Origin of the sequence: Klebsiella sp. YJ (genome assembly GCF_002108615.1) — a bacterium.
Taxonomy (GTDB): domain Bacteria; phylum Pseudomonadota; class Gammaproteobacteria; order Enterobacterales; family Enterobacteriaceae; genus Klebsiella; species Klebsiella planticola.
Window position 1 is genome coordinate 257,996 of sequence record NZ_MTEG01000002.1, and the last position, 23,264, is coordinate 281,259.

Below are 23,264 nucleotides of genomic sequence, written 5' to 3' on the forward strand. Positions count from 1 at the left end.
TCAGCAACTTAGTAAGCGTTAACCACCACCCACATTGGCCCCTGACCGACGGCGTAGCGCCCTTTCTCGGTCAGCAGCCCCTGCTCACCGGCGATCTCATAGACCGCAATATGGTGTGATTTCTGCCCCGCAGCGATCAGATATTTACCGCTGTGATCGAGATTGAAACCGCGCGGCTGCGCCTCCGTCGGCTGATACCCTTCAATCGACAGCACGCTGCCATCTTCGGATACGCTGAAAATGGTGATAAGGCTGGCGGTACGGTCACAGGCGTACAGATGACGGCCATCCGGCGTCAGATGAATATCCGCCGCCCAGCGTACGCCGGTAAAATCGGCAGGCATCATATCCAGCGTCTGGACGCACTCAATTTTGCCATGCGGATCTTTCAGCGCCCAGACGTCAACGGAGCTGTTCAGTTCATTCACGCAGTAGCCGTATTGTTGATTCGGATGGAACACCATGTGACGCGGACCGGCCCCTTCAACGGTGGTCACTTCCGCCGGTTCTTGCGCGGCAAGGAATCCATCATCGCTGAGGGTAAACAGGCAAATACGATCCTGTTTCAGCGCCGGGACCCACAGGGTGCGGTTGTCGGGAGAAATATTGGCCGAGTGGCACCCTTCCAGTCCTTCCACAACGGCCACCGTTTCACCCGGCAGGCCATCGATCAGCGGAGTCACGCTCACGCAGCCGGCGTTATAGGACGCGCTGAAGACAAAACGGCCCTGATGATCGGTCGAAATATGCGTCGGGCTGCCCGGCAGCGCCGCTTCGCCGGCGAAAGTCAGCGCGCCGTTATCGGGCGCAATGCGGTAAGCCAGGACGCGAAACTCCGGACGTACGCCAACGTAGAGATACTCTTTATTCGGGCTCACCACCATCGGCTGAACCTGACCCGGGGCATCCACAACCTGAACAAGCTTCAGGTTACCCTCAAGATCGAGACTCCAGACATGAATCTGCTGGCTTTCCGGGCTGGCGGTATAAACGGTTTGTTTCATGACTGCTCCTTTCCTCACTGCACAGGGAAAACGTATACATTTCATTCATCAAGCTGCTGAGCTGATGCAATGTATAGACTCTTTTAACGGTAGATGCTGAAAAATTTGCCCCGCTGGCATAGCGGTGTACCATCATGTCAGGCAATTTTTTCATCATTAACCGGAAACAACACATGACATCACGCGTGATTGCACTGGATTTAGACGGCACCCTGCTCACCTCCAACAAAACTATCCTGCCCGCCTCGCTGGAAGCCCTGGCCCGCGCCAGAGCGGCTGGGTTCCAGGTGATCGTCGTCACTGGCCGACATCACGTCGCTATCCATCCTTTTTATCAGGCACTGGCTTTGGATACACCTGCAATTTGTTGTAATGGCACTTATTTGTATGATTATCAGGCAAAAAAGGTTCTGCAGTCCGATCCGATGCCGGTTGATAAAGCGTTGAGCCTGACCGATATGCTCGCCGCGCACGATATTCACGGTCTGATGTATGTTGACGACGCCATGCTCTATGAACGCCCGACCGGGCACGTTATCCGTACTAGCCGCTGGGCACAGTCGCTGCCCGTCGAGCAGCGTCCGGTGTTCACCCAGGTCGATTCGCTGGCGCAGGCCGCCCGCGACGTCCAGTCGGTGTGGAAGTTTGCCCTCACCGATGAAGATATTCCTAAGCTGCAGCAGTTTGCCCTTGATGTGGGCCAGACGCTGGGACTGGAGTGCGAATGGTCGTGGCACGATCAGGTCGATATCGCCCGCGCGGGCAACAGCAAAGGCAAGCGCCTGACGCAATGGGTGGAAGCACAGGGCCTGTCCATGCAGGACGTGGTGGCCTTTGGCGATAACTATAATGACCTCAGCATGCTGGAAGCCGCCGGAACCGGCGTGGCGATGGGCAATGCGGTTGAGGAAGTCAAAGCGCGCGCCAACGTGGTCATTGGCGAAAACGAAAGCAACAGTATTGCCGACTTCATCAACCGCAACCTGCTGTAATCAGGCGGCAATCGATACGCTTTTAATCTGCGCATACAGCCATTGACCTGGCGTGATCCCCAGGTCATCTCTGGCCCACGGGCTGATGCGCGCCCACAGCGTGCGGCCGCTGACGTTCAGCTGCACTTCAATCTGTCCGTGTGTTTCAAGACACTGCACCACCTGGGCCGGCAAAACATTGCGAATACTGGTCTGCTGCGGCGGCTCAAGCACCAGCGATACGTCAGAGGCCTGGATGCGAATTCGCGTCGCCTCGCCGACTGGCCGGTCGAGATAGTTCACCCAGATCTGCTGCTCGCCCAGCGCCAGCGCGGTCATGGCATAACGGGGATGCTGTGCGGCGACCGACACGTTGAGTATTGTGCTCTGCTGATCCGGCGGCAGCCACGGATGCATCACGCTGCTGCTCCATACCTCCTCCAGGCAGCCAAAGGCTTTGACGCTCCCCTCCTCCAGCACCAGCACTTTATCCGCCAGATGTTGAATCTCATCAAGCGAGTGGCTGACGTAGAGCATCGGAATATGTATTTCGCGCGCCAGCCGCTGCAGATACGGCAGAAGCTCACGTTTACGAGGAATATCCAGCGAGGCCAGCGGTTCATCAAGCAGCAAAAGTTCAGGTGCGGTGAGCAGCGCTCTGCCAATCGCCACACGCTGCTTTTCTCCACCGGACAGGCCGCCCGGCAGGCGATCCAGCAGCGGTTCAATACCGAGCAACGCCACCAGCTTATCAAACTGCCCCGCCATACTTTTCGCCATGCCGTACTTCAGATTGCCGCGTACCTTATAGTGCGGAAACAGGCGCGCGTCCTGAAATACATAGCCCACCCGCCGCTTTTCCGGGGCCAGGCAGATGCGTTTTTCCGTGTCATTTAAGACCCTGCCGTTGAGCACAATGCGCCCTTTCTGCGGCCGGGTCAGGCCGCTGATCGCATTAATCAGGGAGGTTTTTCCCGCGCCGGAGACGCCAAAAACGGCGGTGATGCCGCTGGCAGGCAGCGTTTCATTGATACTCAGGCAGTGGTTGCCCAGCGTCTGGGTAAAATGGAGTTCAAGCATTGTTATTTCCCTGTCCGCACGCGGCTAAGGCGCGCCAGCCATTCAGAAATCAGCAGCGAAACCAGCGCCAGCACGATGGAAATCAAACATAAGCGCGCGGCAGCCCCTTCGCCGCCAGGGGTTTGAATCAGGGTATACATCGCCGAAGGAATAGTGCGCGTCTCCCCCGGGATATTGGAGACAAAGGTAATGGTGGCGCCAAACTCCCCTAGTGAACGGGCGAAGGCCAGAACGGTACCGACGATAATGCCCGGCAGCGTCAGCGGCAGCGTTATCGTAAAAAACACCCGCCAACGGCCAGCCCCCAGGGTTCGCGCCGCCTGTTCCAGCTTCACGTCCACCCCTTCCAGCGCCAGACGAATGGCCCGCACCATCAGCGGAAAGGACATGACCGCCGCCGCCAGCACCGCCCCGCGCCAGCTGAAGGCAAAGGTCAAACCGAACCAGTCATATAGCCAGCTGCCGATAAAACCACGCCGCCCCATGGCAATCAACAGCAGGTACCCCACCACCACCGGCGGCAGTACCAGCGGCAGGTGAATAATACTGTCGAGCAGCGCCTTTCCGGGGAAATTGCGCCGCACCAGCAGCCATGAGATAAAAATCCCAAAAGGTAAGCTTAACACCACCGCCAGGGATGAGACTTTCAGGCTCAGCAGTACCGCCTGCCATTCGGGATCGCTTAAAATCATTAGCGGGTGGTAAATCCGTATTGTTTGAAAATGGCGGCCGCCTGCGGTCCTTTCAGGTAGTCGTAAAATCCGGTGACGGTGGCATTTTTATGCCCGTCGACGATAGCCAGCGGGTATTCAACTTTCTTGTGCGAATCTTCCGGGAACGTCCCGACCACCTTCACACCTTTGCTCGCCACCGCGTCGGAACCGTAGACGATACCCAGTGGGGCTTCGTTGCGTTCAACCAGCGCCAGCGCTCCGCGCACGTCTTCAGCCGGTGCCAGTTTCGGCGCCAGCGTCTCCCAGGCCCCCAGTTTTTGCAGCGCTTCTTTCGCGTAGATCCCTGCCGGTACGTGCTCCGGGTCGCCAACGGCCAGGCGGCCGCCTTTCAGCAGGCTGGTCCAGTCGGTTTTGTTGTTAATCGCAATGTCGCCCTGCGCGCTGGCTTTAGGCGCGACAACGACCAGGCTGTTGCCAAGCAGCGTTGCGCGCGAGGCGGTATCAATCGCTTTTTTCTCGACCGCGTAATCCATCCATTTCTGGTCGGCAGAGATAAACAGGTCCGCAGGCGCGCCCGCTTCGATTTGCCGTGCCAGCGTTGATGAAGAGGCAAACGAGGAGACCACATCGACGTTTTTCTCTTTCTTATAGGCCTTCGCAATATCCTGCATCGCATTCGTTAACGACGCCGCGGCAAACACCGTAATCTTCCCTTCTTCTGCCAGCGCGTGACCCGCGACGGAAAGTGTTAGCGTCGCTCCGGCAAACAAGCGTAACCATTGACGTGCCATCTGAAACTCCTGTAGTTGCGTTATGTAGATGACAATATAACGATAAGGTCAGGGTTTTCCCAGCGCGAATTGGTGGTAGGTAGAGGAGGATCAAAAGAGAGAGGAAAAGAGGATGGAAAAGTGAAAAAGAAAGAGGAAATGAAAACGCCCGGAAAGCCGGGCGTTGAGAAATCAGTTGTTCTGCTGGCCGCGATCTTTGTGACCTACGCCGGAGAAGATGTTAAACACTTCGCCCAGACCGTAAATCAGACCGAGGATGATGGCCATCACCACCGGGACCATGACAACGGCAAAAACCAGACTTTTCAATAGCTCTAACATGGTTGGCTCCAGAAAGTACGAATGCTTTATTGTAACCGCTTCAGCTGGAAAAACACGCCCCATTTGTGCGGTGGCTGGCCGATAACGGCGACAGATGCATCTTGCAAGATGACCGCTATCGGTCACAATACTCTTTTTTGCCAGGATAACATTATGCAGGCTGAAATTCTTCTGACCCTCAAGCTACAGCAGCGCCTGTTCGCCGATCCTCGTCGTATTGCCCTGTTAAAACAGATCGATTCCACCGGTTCGATTAGCCAGGGGGCAAAAAACGCGGGTATTAGCTATAAAAGCGCATGGGACGCCATCAATGAGATGAACCAGCTCAGCGAACAGACGCTGGTGGACAGGGCTACCGGCGGTAAAGGCGGCGGCGGCGCCGTACTGACCCGCTACGGTCAGCGGCTGATCCAGCTGTACGATCTGCTGGCGCAAATTCAGCAAAAAGCCTTCGATGTGCTGAGCGACGACGATGCCCTGCCTCTCGATAGCCTGCTGGCCGCTATTTCGCGTTTCTCGCTGCAGACCAGCGCACGTAACCAGTGGTTTGGCACCATCACCGGTCGCGACCACCAGCAGGTACAGCAGCATGTCGAGGTGTTGCTTGCCGATCGCCAGACCCGCTTAAAAGTCGCTATCACCGCGCAGAGCGCAGAGCGCCTTGGCCTGGATGAGGGCCAGGAAGTGCTGGTACTACTGAAGGCCCCCTGGGTGGGGATGACTCAGGATCCGGCGGTTGCCAAAGAGGCCGATAACCAACTCGCCGGGCGAATCAGCCATATCGAATACGGCCCGGAGCAGTGTGAAGTGCTGATGGCGCTGCCTGACGGCCAGAGTTTGTGCGCGACCCTCCCGCTGGAACAGACCCGAAAACTGGCAGAAGGTGCTGAGGCGATAGCATATTTTAATGCTGATCGAATCATTCTCGCCACGTTATGCTGACGGCATTGACATTGCGCGCGTGACGTCGTATCCCTGTGGCAAATCGCTGCAAAAAGTGGGATACACAATGTCATCATTGCAAATTTCGCAAGGCACGTTTCGCCTGAGCGACACAAAAACGTTAAAAATCGAGCACCTCACCGTTGGCGCTGGCGAAAGCTGGGCCTTCGTCGGCAGCAACGGCAGCGGGAAGTCGGCGCTGGCTCGCGCGCTGTCCGGCGAGCTTACCCTGCTGTCCGGCCAGTATGAAAACCGCTTTTCCCGGGTAACCCGCCTCTCCTTCGAACAGTTGCAGAAGCTGGTCAGCGATGAATGGCAACGAAACAATACGGACCTACTTAGCCCAGGCGAAGAGGACACCGGCCGCACGACGGAAGAGATTATCCAGGAAGAGTCCAAAGATGCCGCTCGCTGTGCGCGCCTGGCAGAATTGTTCGGTATTACTTCTCTGCTCCAGCGCCGCTTTAAATATCTCTCTACCGGAGAAACGCGTAAAACGCTGCTCTGTCAGGCGCTGATGACGCAGCCGGATCTGTTGATTCTTGACGAGCCTTTTGATGGCCTGGACGTCGCTTCCCGTCTGCAGCTTGCCGGGCTGCTGGAGAGACTGCACCTCGAAGGGCTCACGCTGGTACTGGTACTCAACCGCTTCGACGAAATCCCGTCGTTTGTCCAGTTTGCCGGCGTGCTGGCCGACTGTACCCTGAGCGAAACCGGAGAAAAGCAGGCGCTGCTGCAACAGGCGCTGATTGCTCAACTGGCGCACAGCGAAAAACTGGCTGGCATGAGCTTACCGGAACCGGATGCCCCCGCCGCCCGCCATGCTCTCGACGCCGGGGCCCCGCGCATCATCCTGCGTGAGGGCGTGGTGTCATACAACGACCGGCCGATCATCGAGCACCTGAGCTGGACCGTTAACCCCGGTGAACACTGGCAGATAGTCGGTCCCAACGGCGCCGGAAAATCGACCCTGCTTAGCCTGGTCACCGGCGATCATCCGCAGGGTTATAGTAACGATCTTACCCTGTTTGGCCGCCGTCGCGGCAGCGGTGAAACCATCTGGGATATCAAAAAGCATATTGGCTACGTCAGCAGTAGCCTGCACCTTGAATACCGCGTCAGCACCACGGTACGCAACGTGATTCTGTCGGGCTATTTCGACTCTATCGGCATTTATCAGGCCGTTTCTGATAAGCAACGCCATCTGGTGCAGAACTGGCTGGATATTCTGGGAATCGACAAGCGTACCGCCGATGCGCCGTTCCACAGTCTCTCCTGGGGACAACAACGGCTGGCGCTGATCGTCCGGGCGCTGGTGAAGCATCCGACGCTGCTGATTCTTGACGAGCCCCTGCAGGGACTGGATCCGCTTAACCGTCAGCTGGTGCGGCGCTTCGTGGATGTTTTGATTAGCGAAGGCGCCACTCAGCTGCTGTTTGTCTCCCATCACGCCGAAGATGCGCCGGACTGCATTACCCATCGTCTGGAGTTTGTGCGCAGTGGAGACGGTTACACTTATCAGGTCGGTCCACTCACGGACTGAGCCAAAACAGGGGGCCACGCCCCCCTGTTTTTTTTCAGAGAAATAACCACAAAGACCATCAACAATCTGTTTTTAAACATAAAAATTGAAAAATATCGCATTATGCCCTTTAGTGTAAGCGATTCCACCAATTTGGCCTGTGTCACACTTTACACTTCTTTGATATGCTATCTTCATCACACACGATAAGCCTATTGGAGCGAATCATGAAAGTACTGGTTACAGGTGGTAGCGGTTACATTGGAAGTCATACCTGCGTTCAACTGCTGCTGCAGGGACATGAAGTGATTATTCTCGACAATCTCTGCAACAGTAAGCGCAGCGTATTGCCGGTCATTGAACGTCTCGGCGGGAAAACGGCCACCTTTGTTGAAGGCGATATTCGTAATGAAGCGCTGATGACGGAAATTCTGCACGATCACGCTATTGAGGCGGTGATCCACTTTGCCGGCCTGAAAGCCGTCGGCGAATCCGTCGCCAGGCCGCTGGAATACTACGACAATAACGTCACCGGTACACTTAAATTAGTTTCCGCCATGCGCGCCGCTGGCGTGAAGAACTTTATTTTTAGCTCCTCCGCGACCGTCTACGGCGATCAGCCGAAGATCCCTTATGTCGAAAGCTTCCCGACCGGCACGCCGCAGAGCCCGTATGGCAAAAGCAAGCTGATGGTCGAGCAAATCCTGACCGACCTGCAAAAAGCCCAGCCGGACTGGAGCATTGCGCTGCTGCGTTACTTCAACCCGGTCGGCGCGCATCCATCAGGCGACATGGGCGAAGATCCGCAGGGTATCCCGAACAACCTGATGCCTTATATCGCGCAGGTGGCCGTGGGTCGTCGCGAATCGCTGGCCGTTTTCGGCAATGATTATCCGACCCCTGACGGTACCGGCGTACGCGACTATATCCACGTCATGGACCTCGCCGATGGCCACGTTGCGGCGATGGAAAAACTGGCGGGCCGCGAAGGCGTACACATTTATAACCTCGGCGCAGGCGTCGGCAGCAGCGTCCTCGACGTGATCAATGCCTTCAGTAAAGCCTGCGGCAAACCTGTTAATTACCACTTCGCGCCGCGCCGCGATGGCGACCTCCCGGCCTACTGGGCGGATGCCGAAAAGGCCGACCGCGAGCTGAACTGGCGCGTTACGCGCGACCTTGACGAGATGGCGCAGGACACCTGGCACTGGCAGTCCCGTCATCCGCAGGGTTACCCAGACTAAGGAACCGTCATGACCGTATTTAACCCCGTCGACCATCCGCATCGTCGTTATAACCCGTTAACCGGGCAGTGGATTCTGGTATCACCGCATCGCGCCAAGCGCCCCTGGCAGGGGGCGCAGGAAACGCCGGCAAAATCAACCTTGCCGGCGCACGATGCGGATTGTTTTCTGTGTCCGGGTAACACCCGCGTCACCGGCGACACGAACCCGAACTACACCGGTACCTACGTGTTTACCAATGACTTTGCGGCATTGATGACCGACACCCCCGATGCCCCGAATAGCGACGATCCGCTGATGCGCTGTCAAAGCGCGCGCGGCACCAGCCGGGTCATCTGCTTCTCGCCGGATCACAGCAAAACGCTGCCTGAGCTGAGCGTTGAAGCGCTGGAAGGCGTGGTTAATACGTGGCAGGAACAGACGGCGGAGCTGGGCCAAACGTATCCGTGGGTGCAGGTGTTTGAGAATAAAGGCGCGGCGATGGGCTGCTCCAACCCGCACCCGCACGGCCAGGTCTGGGCCAACAGCTTCCTGCCGAATGAGGCGGAACGCGAAGATCGTTTGCAAAAAGAGTATTTCGCCGCTGAGGGTTCGCCGATGCTGGTGGATTACGTTCAGCGCGAATTAGCCGACGGTAGCCGGACGGTCGTCGAGACTGAACATTGGCTGGCCGTCGTACCTTACTGGGCGGCCTGGCCTTTTGAGACGCTGCTGCTGCCGAAAGCACACATTCAGCGCCTTACCGATTTAACCGCAGCCCAGCGTAGCGACCTTGCGCTGGCGCTGAAAAAGCTGACCAGCCGTTACGACAACCTGTTCCAGTGCTCATTCCCTTATTCCATGGGCTGGCACGGAGCACCGTTTAATAACCACGAGAATAATCACTGGCAGCTACACGCTCACTTTTATCCGCCGCTGCTGCGCTCGGCGACGGTGCGTAAATTTATGGTCGGCTACGAAATGCTGGCTGAAACTCAGCGCGATTTGACGGCCGAACAAGCCGCCGAACGCCTGCGGGCAGTGAGCGACGTCCATTTTCGCGAATCCGGAGAATAACAATGAGTCTGAAAGAGAAAACCCAAACCCTGTTTGCTGAAAAGTTCGGCTACCCTGCCACCCACGTTATTCAGGCACCGGGCCGCGTCAATCTGATCGGCGAACACACCGACTATAACGACGGCTTCGTGCTGCCCTGCGCAATTGATTATCAGACGGTGATCAGCTGCGCGCCGCGCACGGACCGTATTGTCCGGGTGATTGCCGCCGATTATGACAATCAGAGCGACGAGTTCTCCCTTGATAAGCCGATTGTCAGCCACGAGACCCAGCAGTGGTCAAACTATGTTCGCGGCGTGGTGAAACACCTGCAGAAGCGCAATAACCATTTTGGCGGCGCCGATCTGGTGATCAGCGGTAACGTACCGCAGGGGGCGGGTTTAAGCTCTTCCGCTTCGCTGGAAGTGGCCGTCGGAACCGTGTTCCAGCAGCTGTACCATCTGCCGCTGGACGGGGCGCAAATTGCCCTTAATGGCCAGGAAGCGGAGAACCAGTTCGTCGGCTGTAACTGCGGCATCATGGACCAGCTTATCTCAGCGCTGGGTAAGAAAGATCACGCGCTGCTGCTTGACTGCCGCACATTAGGAACCAAGGCCGTCTCCATGCCAAAAGGCGTCGCGGTGGTGATCATCAACAGTAATTTTAAACGTACTCTGGTCGGCAGCGAATACAACACCCGTCGCGAACAGTGCGAGACCGGCGCACGTTTCTTCCAGCAGCCTGCGCTGCGCGATGTCAAAATCGCCGAGTTCAATGCCGTTGCCCATGAGCTGGATCCGGTGGTTGCGAAACGCGTCCGCCATGTCCTGACCGAAAATGCGCGTACCCTCGAAGCCGCCACCGCGCTGGAAAAAGGCGACCTGAAGCGTATGGGTGAACTGATGGCGGAATCCCATGCCTCGATGCGCGATGATTTTGAAATTACCGTTCCGCAAATTGACACGCTGGTGGAGATCGTCAAAGCCACCATCGGCGATAAAGGCGGCGTACGCATGACCGGCGGCGGATTTGGCGGTTGCGTCGTGGCGCTGGTGCCGGAAGAGTGCGTAGATACCGTTAAGCAAGCCGTCGCGCAGCAGTATGAAGCGAAAACCGGCATTAAAGAGACCTTCTACGTTTGCAAACCGTCACAGGGGGCCGGCCAGTGCTAAACCAAACGACAGACCTGGCGCCGGACGGCCAGCCGTGGAACCTGATCACCCTGCGGAATAATGCCGGGATGGTGGTTACGCTGATGGACTGGGGCGCGACGTTATTATCTGCTCAGGTCCCGCTGGCCAACGGCGAAGTACGCGAAGCGCTGCTCGGTTGCGCGGCGCCGGAAAACTATACCCGTCAGGCGGCCTATCTCGGCGCCTCCGTAGGCCGCTATGCCAACCGTATCGCCAACAGCCGGTTTACTCTGGATGGCCAGACGGTCCAACTGACCCCTTCTAACGAAGCCGGTCATCAGCTGCACGGCGGTCCAGACGGTTTCGACAAACGTCGCTGGCAGATAGTTAGCGCCGACGAACACCAGGCGCTGTTTGCCCTCGCTTCCGATGACGGCGACCAGGGGTTTCCCGGCAACCTGAAAGCCACGGCGCACTACCGTCTTACTGAAGATAACCGCATCGCTATCGAGTATCGGGCGACGGTTGACAGGCCCTGTCCGGTCAACCTGACCAACCACGTCTACTTCAACCTTGACGGCGGGCAGACGGACGTCCGCAACCACCAGCTGCAAATTTTCGCCGACAGCTACCTGCCGGTGGAGAGCGACGGTATTCCGGGCGGCGAATTACAGGACGTCACCCGGACCAGCTTCGATTTCCGCACGCCGAAAACCGTAGCGGTCGATTTTCTTCGCGATGCCGATCAGCAGAAAGTAAAAGGGTATGATCATGCTTTCCTGCTACAGGCAAAAGGCGATGCCCGCAAGGCGGCGGCCCATGTCTGGTCTCAGGATGGTCAACTGCAGATGGCGGTGTATACCTCCGCCCCTGCCCTGCAGTTTTATTCTGGTAACTACCTGGGCGGTACACCGTCGCGTACGGAACAGCCGTACGCCGACTGGCAGGGTCTGGCGCTGGAGAGTGAATTTCTGCCGGACTCACCAAATCACCCGGAATGGCCCCAGCCCGACTGCATATTGCGCCCGGGCGAGGAGTACGTCAGTCTGACGGAATATCAGTTTATTGCCCGATAAGCCCCCGGCCCTCCTGACGGAGGGCTTTTTTTCGTCATTTTGCTGCAAATTACGCCACTTACAGACAAAAATATAACCGCCGATTTACAAGCATCTTACACTGAGCCACTATTTTCGCTATGGTTAGGGATAAGCGTTGCCGTGACTCAAATTGCGGCAATATAATGAGAATTGTTATCATTCAAACAAAGCTTGAGGAGTAAGTGTATGGCTGTAACTAAGCTGGTACTGGTCCGTCATGGCGAAAGCCAATGGAACAATGAAAACCGTTTCACCGGTTGGTACGACGTCGATCTGTCCGAGAAAGGCGTAGGTGAAGCAAAAGCGGCAGGTAAGCTGCTGAAAGACGAAGGCTTCAGCTTCGATTTTGCTTATACCTCTGTGCTGAAACGTGCCATCCATACTCTGTGGAACGTCCTGGATGAACTGGATCAGGCCTGGCTGCCGGTTGAGAAATCCTGGAAACTGAACGAGCGTCACTACGGGGCATTGCAGGGTCTGAACAAAGCTGAAACCGCTGAGAAGTACGGCGATGAGCAGGTTAAACAGTGGCGCCGTGGCTTTGCCATTACTCCGCCGGAGCTGACCAAAGACGACGAGCGCTACCCGGGCCACGATCCGCGTTATGCAAAACTGACCGATAAAGAGCTGCCGGTTACCGAAAGCCTGGCGCTGACCATCGAGCGCGTTGTGCCTTACTGGAACGAAACCATTCTGCCGCGTCTGAAAAGCGGTGAGCGCGTGATTATTGCCGCTCACGGTAACTCCCTGCGTGCACTGGTGAAGTACCTGGACAATATGGGCGAAGACGAAATCCTTGAACTGAACATCCCGACCGGCGTACCGCTGGTTTATGAGTTCGACGAAAACTTCAAACCGATCAAACACTACTATCTGGGCAATGCGGATGAAATCGCCGCAAAAGCCGCCGCGGTAGCAAACCAGGGTAAAGCGAAATAATTTTCGCCAGCCATAAAAAAAGCGTGGATTCGTCCACGCTTTTTTATTGGCTCTGAATCCCGGCGTCGCGACGCTCTGCCGGGCCAGGCTGCGGATTAACCGCGACGGGCTTTTACCGCATCCGCCAGCTGGCGCAGGATGGTATCGGTATCTTCCCAGCCGATACAGGCATCGGTGATGCTTTTGCCATAGGCCAGCGGCACGCCGCTCTCCAGACTCTGGCTACCTTCCACCAGATGGCTTTCAATCATCACGCCCATAATCGCCTGCTCGCCGCTGGCAATCTGCCGGCAAACATCGGCACCCACTTCCATCTGTTTTTTAAACTGCTTGCTGGAATTTGCGTGGCTGAAATCAATCATGATCTGCGCCGGCAGGCCCGCTTTCGCCAGCCCAACCTTCACTTCAGCAACGTGCTTCGCACTGTAGTTCGGCTCTTTGCCACCGCGCAGAATGATATGACAGTCGCTGTTGCCGCTGGTATTCACAATCGCCGAATGGCCCCATTTGGTCACTGACAGGAAGCAGTGCGGTGCGCCAGCGGCGTTGATCGCGTCAATAGCCACTTTTATTGTCCCGTCGGTCCCGTTTTTAAAACCTACCGGACAAGAAAGGCCAGATGAAAGCTCGCGATGCACCTGGGATTCGGTGGTGCGCGCGCCGATGGCGCCCCAGCTCATCAGGTCAGCAACGTACTGCGGGGTGATCATATCAAGGAATTCACCCGCCGCAGGCAGTCCGCTGTCGTTAATCTCCAGCAGCAGCTTACGCGCAATGCGCAGGCCGTCGTTGATGCGGAAGCTGTTATCCATATGCGGGTCGTTGATTAACCCCTTCCAGCCAACGGTGGTACGCGGTTTTTCAAAGTAAACGCGCATCACCACTTCCAGCTCGCCCTTCAGCTCTTCACGAAGCGTCAGCAGGCGCTCAGCATACTCTTTCGCTGCGGCAGGATCGTGGATAGAACATGGGCCAATCACCACCAGCAGACGATCGTCGTTGCCTTTAAGGATCTGATGGATCGCTTTACGAGCGTGCGCCACGGTGTTAGCAGCATTTTCGGTCGCGGGGAACTTTTCCAGGAGTGCAACGGGAGGTAATAATTCGTTGATCTCTTTAATACGTAAATCGTCGTTCTGATAATTCATTTTCTTTCCAGCGTTGCCATACTTAATCAATTGTGTGCAATGCTTTCAATCTAACTCGCCGCCAGAAAAGTGTAAACAGACTTTTACAGTCGCAAGGGTAATTCACTGATTAAATAGATAAAAACAATACAAACCATAAGAATAGTAAAAAATAAAGCCTCAAGAATAGTTATAAACCCTACAAATCAATCATATATAAATATTATATATCGCCACAAAAGGGAAGTAGCTCGACATTACTCCACCTCCCCGCGTTTTCACCCTATTGTTGCCTCATTTGCGGCTTGTTGAAGATAAATGCCGCGGCACCTTGCCCTATCGACATTGGCTAATGGAACAGACGCCCGATTGTGGTTAATCTGTAATAAGGTCAGAGACTAATTGATAAAATAATGACAGGATTCTGTAATGGCCCATGCTCACACTCCGTCAGAAACCACCGATCGCGGTAACGAAAAGCGCCTGTTGCAGGCTTTTATCGTCACCGCCGGCTTTATGCTTGTTGAAGCCATCGGCGGCGTCGTTTCAGGCTCGCTGGCCCTGCTGGCTGATGCCGGTCACATGCTCACCGATTCAGCCGCTCTGTTATTCGCTCTACTCGCGGTCCGCTTCGCCAGCCGTCCCCCCAACACCCGCCACACGTTCGGCTGGCTGCGCCTGACCACCCTGGCGGCCTTCGTCAACGCCATTGCGCTGGTTGTCATCACGATTCTGATTGTCTGGGAAGCGATTCAACGCTTTAACCATCCTCAGCCCGTTGCCGGTACCACAATGATGGTGATTGCCGTTGCCGGGCTACTGGCGAACATACTGGCATTCTGGATCCTGCACCGCGGCAGTGAAGCAAGCAATCTTAACGTCCGCGCGGCCGCCTTACACGTTCTGGGCGACCTGCTGGGTTCGGTCGGGGCGATCATTGCCGCTATCGTGATTCTCACCACCGGCTGGACGCCAATTGACCCGATTTTGTCGGTGCTGGTTTCATGTCTGGTACTGCGTAGCGCCTGGCGGCTGTTGCAGGAAAGTTTGAACGAACTGTTGGAAGGAGCGCCGCGGTCGTTAGATGTCGAGGGGTTAAAGCGCGATTTACGCCGTTCGGTGGCGGAAGTCCGCGACGTGCATCACGTCCACGTCTGGCTGGTTGGCGAAAAAACGGTCATGACGCTGCATGTTCAGGTTGTCCCGCCGCACGATCACGATGCCTTGCTGAATCGCATCCAGGCCTTTTTACAGCATAAATATAATATCGGGCATGTGACCGTGCAGATGGAGTACCAGCCCTGTAACGGCCCGGAATGCCGTCTCAACATGACGCACGCCGGGCACGACCATCATCACCACCATTAGCGAGAAAACGCGTGAGAACCTCGCTCACGCGCGCTGTTGATCCACATCCGACTGCCGTTAAGAGCAATAAAGGTCAAAAGCAGATATTCCAGCGACATCGCATAGACTCCCTGAAGGGCAAAAATCACCACGCTGATGACGTTGATGATCACCCAAAGCAGCCAGTTTTCGACATATTTGCGGGTCATCAGAATCATGGCGGCGATCGACAGCACCATCATGCAGGAGTCCCAGAACGGGAAGGCATCCGGCTGCAGTTCCGGCATCGTCACCCGCAGTCCCAGGCTCTGCATCAGCGTGACCGCGATCCGCGTCAGGAAGGCGAAGACCGGATTAATGAAGACCGTCATCAGCGCAATTGCCACAATACAAGCCGTCAGCCAGCCCAGCGCCTTCGGCAATGGCAACCACCGAATACGCAGTTCGGCTTCATGGCTGCTGGTTTGCCGGGACCAGGCGTACCAGCCATAAACGTTGGCGGCAAAGAAAAAGACCTGCAGCAGCAGGCTGGCATAGAGCTGAATCTGAAAGAAAATAATGGCAAATAAGGTGACGTTGACCAGCCCAAACGCATAGTTGCTGATCTTTTCCAGACTCGCCAGCCAGATACACAGCAGCCCGGCAAGCGTGCCGACCGCCTCGATCCATGATAAGTCGTATCCGCCGGCACCGATGGGTATATGCACCAGGATATTCTGCGTACTAAAAAAATCCATATTTTCCCCGCACTGTATTGATTGCGTAATTAACCACTATCCCCGAAGTGTAGCCGCAAAATCCAGCATTCTGTTCAGCGGGACTAATGCGCCGGTACGCAGCTGCGCATCGACCTTAATTTCGTGTTCGGGTCCACCGTTTTCCAGTCCCTCTGCAATCGCTTGCAGGCCGTTCATCGCCATCCACGGGCAGTGGGCACAGCTACGACAGGTTGCCCCCTCTCCCGCCGTCGGTGCTTCCAGCAGCTCTTTTTCCGGTACCGCCTGCTGCATTTTGTAGAAGATCCCGCGATCGGTGGCGACAATGAGCTGACGCGCCGGGAGCGTTTTAGCCGCAGCAATCAGCTGGCTGGTAGACCCTACCGCATCCGCCATATCTACAATGGACTGCGGTGATTCAGGATGCACCAGAATGGCGGCATCGGGATAGAGGGCTTTCATCCGCGTTAACGCCTGGGTTTTAAACTCATCGTGGACAATACAGGCGCCCTGCCAGCACAAAACATCTGCGCCGGTTTGCCGCTGTACGTACCGGCCTAAGTGACGGTCGGGTGCCCAGAGAATTTTTTCCCCGAGGCTGTCGAGATGCTCAATAAGCTCAACGGCAATACTGGAGGTCACAACCCAATCGGCGCGCGCTTTGACCGCCGCTGAGGTGTTGGCATAAACGACGACGGTACGATCCGGGTGGGCATCGCAAAACGCATTAAACTCCTCAATCGGGCAGCCCAGATCCAGAGAGCACTCGGCATTCAGCGTTGGCATCAGGATGGTCTTCTCCGGACTGAGAATTTTTGCCGTTTCACCCATGAAGCGTACTCCGGCCACCAGTAACGTCGAAGCGGAATGGCGGGCGCCGAAACGAGCCATTTCCAGAGAATCAGCGATACAGCCGCCGGTCTCTTCGGCCAGTTGCTGAATTTCAGGGTCGGTATAGTAATGAGCCACCATCACCGCATCGCGCTCGCGCAGCAGACGTTTAATCTTTTCACGGTAAAAGTGCTTTTCATCGCGACTTAATGGCAATGGTTTCGGCGGGAAAGGATAAATCGCCGTTTCAGGGTCAAACATTACGCTCATCTTGCAATCTCGTTTTACTGGCTTAACTCAAATACCGTTAATATGCCTTCAGATGGCATAGCGGCGGCCATGATGTTTTATATGCTAAACAAGATAGCGGATTGTACAGAAAATGTCGTGTGGAATTTATTGTCGTCTGAAGGCAAAAAAAGGGGATTAATATTTATGGAGGAAAAACAACAGATAGCAAAAAGGCGCCCTTTTACATTGGTGGGTCGTGCAGGATGACTCGCCTTCGCTCGCCCTGTGGGGCATTGCTACGCAACGTTATCCTCACGTTTAACATTAACTTCAATGGTAAAGTGGTGGGTCGTGCAGGATAACTCGCTTTGCTCGCTCTTCGGGCCGTCGCCGCGAGCGGCTCCGTTGTCTCGCTTTGCTCGACTCGAACCTGCCGCAGGTTTGAATCGTTACATTCTGCGCATAGCAAAAAGGCGCCTTTAGGGCGCCTTTTTACATTGGTGGGTCGTGCAGGATTCGAACCTGCGACCAATTGATTAAAAGTCAACTGCTCTACCAACTGAGCTAACGACCCCTTGCGGGACTTCATACTTTCAATATTCAGAATACCGGATTGTGCAGGATCACTCGCTTTCGCTTGCCCTGTGGGCCGTTGCTACGCAACGTTATCCTTCACGTTTAACATTAACTTTAATGTTAAAGTGGTGGGTCGTGCAGAATCCTATTTCGGACTATAACTCCCTAAAAAACAAGGGGAAATCACACGACGCTCTATCACTGTGGGCCTTATTGTAGGCCCATTTTGAAAAACTGCAAGGGGGTAATTAATGATCACAGTTCAAGTGAGTGATTTTTAGGCGACAACAGAAACGCGGAAATCTATCAGAAAACTATTAATTTAACTATACAGCTTTCATTGGATACGATCCTGTCAGTAATTTCATGTTCTGCCAGACGGCACTGAACGTATGCTTACACATAAACAGGTGTCAACCTAAGTTACCATCACTGGCTTAATGGCTAAATATAGTGGTCAGTTTACGCTTACTTTAATTGTATCCGGCAACACAAAAAGATGAGGGTTGAGACCCGGAGCAACAAAACAGTCACCACACCGGCATGTCATTTCCGGGGAATAAAAATTCGCCTGAGCCTGGTATCAGAGCATGACGATCAAGTCGTTATTTTCTCTTTTAAACTGTCCGCGACATCGTGTTTCTTCAATAAATCCTCAATGGCTTCATCCAGTAACCGGCTCTTGGGAATGCGCGTCTTTTGCGCTAACGCATTGAAAAGCGGCACAAGTCGATTGTCCAGGGAAGATGTAAACCGCGTCCTGTTTTTCAAAAATGGCTCTGCCATAAACCTACCGTAGTCATAAAGATGCAATAGGGTAGTGTAATTAACCATCAAAGAGTTTAAACTGGTTTAAGATAGTACCTATATAGTGACTATTAATCATAAAGATACTTTTTTACAATGGGTTAGTGTTTGCGTCATTACACCAAGGACATTGATTACCTCTCCTGCAAGGAAACACCTTGCAGGAGACCTGTCAGTATCAGGCAGGGTTATAACCTGCATCCGCGCCCGCCCTGTAGTAAGGCAAATTTTACAATACCGGTTCCGGGGAGTAGTTTTTATTTCACAAACAAACCGTATCGGCTTCTGCCGGAGACCTGACTTAACATCAGCATCCGTTCTTTTTGTATGAGATCGCCGCAAGCAGGAGGATATGTATGATAGAAAATTTTGTCCCGCTTTCTGTGGAAGAGCAGCAACGTATCACCGCAGACATGGCCGCTTTTCATGCCATGTGCCTCAGCCTTGATGGCACACCGGAGCATAAAATAAGCGAACTTGAACGGGAACAGCCCGTCGCGATGCGTCAGTATATCTGGCAACGGCTTCATTACTGGCAGCTTCTCTGCCGTAACGCTTTTTCTCTGAGCTGAAAAAAGGAAGGGCACCACGATGTCTCCAGAGAGTGATATCACGCTCATCCGGCACATGGTGCAGGACATCATTACCCGCGAGAATGAGCACCATAAAACCAGAATCACCGTTAACCGGCCATGCCTGATGTGGATCCTGCTTGTCTGGGCCGCCAGTTTCGGTTTCATCATCGTCAATACGCTGGAACTGCGGCCGGAGCCCGGTGCAGTGCTGCTTGCAGTCACGGGAACACTGTTACTGCTGGTGGTGACAGGCATCTTTTATCTGGCTAGTTCGCCAGTCCTCAAGATCCCCGGACGATACCATTTCCCGGATAATATTCCTTCCCTGCCGGTAAGCGGCGCGGATCTTGTTGCGCTCAGCCAGACCCGCGACACGTTGCGACAGTCACTTAAGGACTGGATCAAGGCGCACAAAGATATCCGTTACGATGAACTGTACCATCTGGCCCAAGACTGTCATCGTCAGGGACTGTACCGGAGGGTGGTACGTCGCCGCCTCATTGCACGCTATCAGCGTCCGGATTTCAGAAAAAGCAACGAGACGATGTCTCGCCGGGCCATACCTTCTTCAAACGTCTTTAGTAAAGATACGAATCATCTTTGATGACGCTATTTAAAATGGCCATCCGATATATTTGCTGTAAAAATTGCACAGCAGAACATGTCGCCAGTGCCAGAATTTTTGGTCGTTACGGTCTTATAACATTTACGCCAACAGTGTTTGTCGGGTGACCATTTTGCTGTGTCTTGCTTCTCTACGCACTGGCTGAGGACCTTCGTATAAATGGTGCCGTAGCACGGTGGGTATTACCAAAATTATCTATTCCCGGGATGACCTGGTGGAATGCGTATCCGCTCCATCTTGTCTGGTCATGTTCAGCGTATTATTTTTATTAAAGGAAATAACAGGCGAGCTTTATCAGGGTGAAAAAATTTTTGAATGATCATACTGCAAACGAGATGAAAGTGCTATCCGGAAATACCTGGTCTGGATGGACACTATGCTTTTTCCTGAACAACGGGAGTGAGTTAAAAGCTGAAATTTTTCTGACTCGCATAAATAGAAAATATATATTAACATCCTAAAGCAGAACGTAATGAGGCCAGGTTCCCTCCCGGCAGAGGATAGCGACAATCTTATATGTTCTTCATCTTTTCAAATAAAGAATCATAGTAATCATTGCATGTTTGAAGCCTCAGCACAGCACCAAAAAACACCTCCTCCATAGATTTCGGGAACTTTCTGGCAATCGGGACAATAACATTATTAAGCCAGCCATCAGCATGCCCAATATCGACAGTAATATGCTCTGAATAATAATGTACATCGCGATCAGTTAGCCCTATACGTCTGCAACCCGTCACTAATTTTTCATACTGTGAGGGATCAAGTAATTCCGTCATAGCCATGACGCCAATGAATTTATAATAATGTTGTCTTGTCACGCCACCCAGCATAAAGGCGTTATAACCGGTCAGTCCCTGCCAGTCATAAAGATGAGAGTAATGATCTTCTGGCAACTTGATACCTCTACGGCTCAGGAGGTCCTTATAGAGGTTTACGTGCGTAAACTCGTTGCTTCCTTCGCCTATTTCGTCCCAAAGATTATGGCTGATTTCCCCACGAGTTTCCGGCAGAGAACCGACAAGGGTCATGGAAACAAGATCGAAGAAAAGGAGGTTCAGCGCACTGTCACTCTTGAAAAAGTAATAAATTTGCTGCTCTGACGCCTCAGTCGCCAGAAAATCAAATAGCGGATGATGGGATGCTATGTGTGAACTCCATAATTCTCTTAATTGCTGAACAATGTTGTCCTCTTTCAGACTGTCATTTATTGTCCCGTAACGTTCTCTTTCATACACAAGCCATCCTGCCTCCAGCTTGTTCCTGATGAGTATAAGTACCGGATCATGTTGATTAACGCTGGCGCTGGAAAGAGGTTCGGCCAGATGAGTCTGATAAAGATTAAATAAAGCTTGCTGGATTTCACGTTGCGCGGAAAAATCACCGGCACTATAAGCAGCTTTCAGCCTGTTCTCTGCCAGGGTACATAGCTGTACTTTCGCATCAGGATTATCTCTGTAAAAACCTTGTAGATCATCATCATTAACCAGTTGGTAGATTATGTTATCCAACTTGCCAGAATGTAATGACCTGTTTTGTCGAGTTTTTTTGTCCTCTGAAACATACAAGCTCATGGTAATACCCCTTTTATCAGAATGGGTTAATTAAATTACATCTTACTAGTCTGTATTGCAACAATAAAGTATCAAAAACACAACAACTGGCCTTGAAGTAATGTTATCCATTTGATTTTAATAATAATTAATGTGAGACGGGTGTTGCTTATTTTTTATTGATTAAAATCAATCCATAAAATGATACAGATTAGTATCATTAGCTTGTTCGTAACGTGGAGGAAGTGGATATGCCATACTTGTTACTTACTCTGGCAGCGATGTTTTGGGGCGGGAACTATGTTGTGGGCCATATTCTTGTCAGTGGCGCAGACCCTGTCGTAATGACCGAAGCCCGGTGGGCGCTGACAGCCTTGCTGCTTATGATAATGTATCATCGACAGGTCTGGCTTCACCGGTTTAAAATAAAAAACGCGCTGCCCGTTGTGATATTTTTATCGGTTTTCGGCCAAGTACTTTTCCCCCTTACTCTCTATATTGGCCTGCAATATACAACCTCTCTTAATGCAGCTATTTATATGTCGGCAACACCCTGCATGGTCTTAGTGATTAATAAAGTCATATTTAATGATGACATTTCAAAGAATAATTACCTTGGCGTGCTGTTGAGTACGCTAGGAGTGATTTACCTGATCCTGAAAGGAGATGTGACGAATATGGAAGCTTTTAACAAATTAAATCAGGGTGATCTCTGGACTATGGGCTCAGCAGTAAGCTGGGCATTTTATTGTTCATTTTTGCGAAAAAAAGACAAAAACATCTCCGGAAATGCTTTTGTGGCTGTGAGCTCATTAATTGGCACAATCATTCTGCTGCCTGTTTTAGTAATCTATATATTTACACAAAGTAGCATCGATTTTTCATCTTACCAGCACCCCGGATTTTTGGTGGGGCTGGCTTACCTTATTTTTTTCCCTTCATGGTTATCATATGTTTTCTGGAATCGTGGCATTGCGGATATTGGTGCAACCCGTGGCGAGATATACACACATATTATTCCCCTGTCAGGAGGAATATTAAGCATTGTATTTCTGGGGACAAAACCTGAATCTTTTCACCTTGTCAGTACCGCCATTATCATAACAGGAATATGGTTGTGCTCGAAGAAAAAGCGTGGCTAACCGGGCTATAACACCCCTCCCTCTGAATAAATAATTGCTTTGGCTGCCATCCATGCGAGAGTAGCAGGTGGGTTTTCCATTTTAGAATATTTTTGTGATTGAGTTGCAGCTATAGCACCATCAATCAACATTACTATAATAAAAGCGATTCTTTCTGATGGTTCAGGTTTAAGGCATTCTTGTAAAATCCCTCTTATAATATTTGTCAATTCGGATTTGAATTTAGCATTAATATCTCCGATATCAGTGTTAGCATTACCAAATTCCACTACTGCGCGTGTGAACATACATCCATTAAACTCAGAACTATTAAACCATGAAGAATAATATTCAAATATGGATAGTAATTTTTCTCTTGTACTTTGTTTCGCATTCAAATTTTCTTTTATTCCAGATATGAACGATACGAGTTTGTCTTCTAAAATAACCTTGATCAAAGATTCCTTATCAGAGAAATAACGATAGAAAGTCATCTTTGATACACCAGATTCTTCGGAAATTCTATCGACTCCAGGAGTCAGGAACCCTTCTTTATTGAACAAACACATTGAAGATCTAATAATGTCTGAGCGTTTTGATTTCATAATATATTTACCCCAATGACATAACGCTTAATCAAAAAAACCAATAATAATACATAAAAGTCATTTTACAGTATATAACCTTTTGATTGAAATCCACTATAATTTAAATAACTAACAATATCAGTATGTTAACCATGTTTCGCTTCCTTTAAACAAAACCATGGAGACGAAGTTTTGAGCTCCATCAGACAATGGTTGACCTAATGCTCTGCTAATGTCGAAAACATCGGCCGGGTAATTCTCCTCAATTTATCATCCTACACATCGCCATTTTTCAGCAAGTAGACAAAAAATCAAGATTAAAACCAGATATATTAAACGGCACACAGGTGTGGTTTTATCTATCATAACGCTTGATTTTATCATGTAATACACACGTGATTTATCCCGCCGCTTT

23 protein-coding genes, 1 tRNA gene and 1 other RNA gene are annotated in these 23,264 nt (G+C 52.5%); 12 read left to right on the plus strand and 13 right to left on the minus strand.

The annotated features are described in order from the left end of the window. Nucleotides 1-8 precede the first annotated feature (8 nt). On the minus strand, nt 9-1,004 hold the full coding sequence (gene pgl, locus BV390_RS03470) for a 6-phosphogluconolactonase (protein ID WP_032697714.1): 996 nt from the start codon (nt 1,002-1,004) through the stop codon (nt 9-11). 173 nt (nt 1,005-1,177) lie between these two features. Between pgl and BV390_RS03475 the strand changes: the two genes are divergently transcribed. After that, a complete protein-coding gene (locus tag BV390_RS03475) occupies nt 1,178-1,996 on the plus strand; it encodes a pyridoxal phosphatase (protein ID WP_032688773.1) in 819 nt (272 codons plus the stop codon). Here BV390_RS03475 and modC read toward each other — a convergent pair whose 3' ends face one another. From modC to BV390_RS03495, 4 genes are all read right to left on the minus strand, one after another. Continuing rightward, complete coding sequence (modC, locus tag BV390_RS03480) at nt 1,997-3,055, minus strand: molybdenum ABC transporter ATP-binding protein ModC (RefSeq protein ID WP_032688774.1); 1,059 nt, start codon at nt 3,053-3,055, stop codon at nt 1,997-1,999. Nucleotides 3,056-3,057: 2 nt separating this feature from the next. Beyond that, on the minus strand, nt 3,058-3,747 hold the full coding sequence (gene modB / locus BV390_RS03485; RefSeq protein ID WP_032688775.1) for a molybdate ABC transporter permease subunit: 690 nt from the start codon (nt 3,745-3,747) through the stop codon (nt 3,058-3,060). Continuing rightward, a complete protein-coding gene (gene modA / locus BV390_RS03490; protein WP_032688777.1) occupies nt 3,747-4,520 on the minus strand; it encodes a molybdate ABC transporter substrate-binding protein in 774 nt (257 codons plus the stop codon). Before modA ends, modB begins: the two co-directional genes overlap by 1 nt. Before the next feature lie 171 nt (nt 4,521-4,691). After that, nucleotides 4,692-4,841: an AcrZ family multidrug efflux pump-associated protein gene (locus BV390_RS03495; protein ID WP_032688779.1), complete on the minus strand. Its 150-nt coding sequence runs from the start codon at nt 4,839-4,841 to the stop codon at nt 4,692-4,694. Nucleotides 4,842-4,994: 153 nt separating this feature from the next. Between BV390_RS03495 and modE the strand changes: the two genes are divergently transcribed. The 7 genes from modE to gpmA all read left to right on the plus strand — a co-directional run bounded on the left by modE (nt 4,995) and on the right by gpmA (nt 12,753). After that, nucleotides 4,995-5,783 carry a molybdenum-dependent transcriptional regulator gene (gene modE, locus BV390_RS03500; protein ID WP_032697716.1) on the plus strand — a complete coding sequence of 263 codons (789 nt, stop codon included), beginning with the start codon at nt 4,995-4,997 and terminating at the stop codon, nt 5,781-5,783. 67 nt (nt 5,784-5,850) lie between these two features. Next, nucleotides 5,851-7,326, plus strand: a complete 1,476-nt coding sequence (gene modF / locus BV390_RS03505) for a molybdate ABC transporter ATP-binding protein ModF (RefSeq protein WP_046852933.1) — start codon at nt 5,851-5,853, stop codon at nt 7,324-7,326. 206 nt (nt 7,327-7,532) lie between these two features. Further along, complete coding sequence (galE, locus tag BV390_RS03510; RefSeq protein WP_032688781.1) at nt 7,533-8,549, plus strand: UDP-glucose 4-epimerase GalE; 1,017 nt, start codon at nt 7,533-7,535, stop codon at nt 8,547-8,549. Between the two features lie 9 nt (nt 8,550-8,558). Next, the gene (gene galT, locus BV390_RS03515) at nt 8,559-9,605 is read left to right on the plus strand and encodes a galactose-1-phosphate uridylyltransferase (RefSeq protein WP_032688782.1); all 1,047 of its coding nucleotides are present in this window, start codon (nt 8,559-8,561) and stop codon (nt 9,603-9,605) included. Nucleotides 9,606-9,607: 2 nt separating this feature from the next. Further along, entirely contained in the window at nt 9,608-10,756 is a 1,149-nt protein-coding gene (gene galK / locus BV390_RS03520; RefSeq protein ID WP_004859713.1) for a galactokinase, read from the plus strand. Beyond that, nucleotides 10,750-11,793 (plus strand): galactose-1-epimerase, encoded by a 1,044-nt coding sequence (gene galM, locus BV390_RS03525; protein WP_032700549.1) that lies wholly within the window; start codon nt 10,750-10,752, stop codon nt 11,791-11,793. The genes galK and galM overlap by 7 nt, the downstream gene beginning before the upstream one ends. 207 nt (nt 11,794-12,000) lie before the next feature. Beyond that, the gene (gene gpmA, locus BV390_RS03530) at nt 12,001-12,753 is read left to right on the plus strand and encodes a 2,3-diphosphoglycerate-dependent phosphoglycerate mutase (RefSeq protein ID WP_004859709.1); all 753 of its coding nucleotides are present in this window, start codon (nt 12,001-12,003) and stop codon (nt 12,751-12,753) included. A 95-nt stretch (nt 12,754-12,848) separates the two neighbouring features. Here gpmA and aroG read toward each other — a convergent pair whose 3' ends face one another. After that, nucleotides 12,849-13,901 (minus strand): 3-deoxy-7-phosphoheptulonate synthase AroG, encoded by a 1,053-nt coding sequence (gene aroG / locus BV390_RS03535; RefSeq protein ID WP_004859708.1) that lies wholly within the window; start codon nt 13,899-13,901, stop codon nt 12,849-12,851. A 408-nt stretch (nt 13,902-14,309) separates the two neighbouring features. Between aroG and zitB the strand changes: the two genes are divergently transcribed. Then, on the plus strand, nt 14,310-15,248 hold the full coding sequence (gene zitB, locus BV390_RS03540; RefSeq protein ID WP_032688786.1) for a CDF family zinc transporter ZitB: 939 nt from the start codon (nt 14,310-14,312) through the stop codon (nt 15,246-15,248). On the opposite strand, the gene pnuC is transcribed toward zitB, so the two are convergent. The 5 genes from pnuC to BV390_RS03565 all read right to left on the minus strand — a co-directional run bounded on the left by pnuC (nt 15,245) and on the right by BV390_RS03565 (nt 18,367). Then, nucleotides 15,245-15,964 carry a nicotinamide riboside transporter PnuC gene (gene pnuC, locus BV390_RS03545; RefSeq protein WP_032688787.1) on the minus strand — a complete coding sequence of 240 codons (720 nt, stop codon included), beginning with the start codon at nt 15,962-15,964 and terminating at the stop codon, nt 15,245-15,247. The genes zitB and pnuC overlap by 4 nt on opposite strands. A gap of 36 nt (nt 15,965-16,000) precedes the next feature. Further along, a complete protein-coding gene (gene nadA, locus BV390_RS03550) occupies nt 16,001-17,044 on the minus strand; it encodes a quinolinate synthase NadA (protein WP_032688788.1) in 1,044 nt (347 codons plus the stop codon). Between the two features lie 303 nt (nt 17,045-17,347). Further along, nucleotides 17,348-17,481, minus strand: a non-coding RNA gene (locus tag BV390_RS03555) — RtT sRNA. A gap of 22 nt (nt 17,482-17,503) precedes the next feature. After that, a tRNA-Lys gene (locus BV390_RS03560) sits at nt 17,504-17,579 on the minus strand. Nucleotides 17,580-18,178: 599 nt separating this feature from the next. Next, on the minus strand, nt 18,179-18,367 hold the full coding sequence (locus BV390_RS03565; protein WP_085396568.1) for a ribbon-helix-helix domain-containing protein: 189 nt from the start codon (nt 18,365-18,367) through the stop codon (nt 18,179-18,181). A 377-nt stretch (nt 18,368-18,744) separates the two neighbouring features. On the opposite strand from BV390_RS03565, the gene BV390_RS30545 reads away from it, so the two are divergent. Both BV390_RS30545 and BV390_RS03575 read left to right on the plus strand, forming a co-directional pair. Beyond that, nucleotides 18,745-18,960: a hypothetical protein gene (locus BV390_RS30545; protein ID WP_126547869.1), complete on the plus strand. Its 216-nt coding sequence runs from the start codon at nt 18,745-18,747 to the stop codon at nt 18,958-18,960. A gap of 19 nt (nt 18,961-18,979) precedes the next feature. Continuing rightward, complete coding sequence (locus BV390_RS03575; RefSeq protein ID WP_085396570.1) at nt 18,980-19,567, plus strand: hypothetical protein; 588 nt, start codon at nt 18,980-18,982, stop codon at nt 19,565-19,567. 533 nt (nt 19,568-20,100) lie between these two features. On the opposite strand, the gene BV390_RS03580 is transcribed toward BV390_RS03575, so the two are convergent. Beyond that, on the minus strand, nt 20,101-21,162 hold the full coding sequence (locus tag BV390_RS03580; protein ID WP_085396571.1) for an iron-containing redox enzyme family protein: 1,062 nt from the start codon (nt 21,160-21,162) through the stop codon (nt 20,101-20,103). A 230-nt stretch (nt 21,163-21,392) separates the two neighbouring features. Between BV390_RS03580 and BV390_RS03585 the strand changes: the two genes are divergently transcribed. Then, the gene (locus BV390_RS03585) at nt 21,393-22,283 is read left to right on the plus strand and encodes a DMT family transporter (protein WP_085396572.1); all 891 of its coding nucleotides are present in this window, start codon (nt 21,393-21,395) and stop codon (nt 22,281-22,283) included. 5 nt (nt 22,284-22,288) lie between these two features. Here the strand turns inward: BV390_RS03585 and BV390_RS03590 are convergent, their stop codons facing one another. Further along, a complete protein-coding gene (locus BV390_RS03590; RefSeq protein ID WP_085396573.1) occupies nt 22,289-22,867 on the minus strand; it encodes a TetR/AcrR family transcriptional regulator in 579 nt (192 codons plus the stop codon). Nucleotides 22,868-23,264 lie beyond the last annotated feature (397 nt).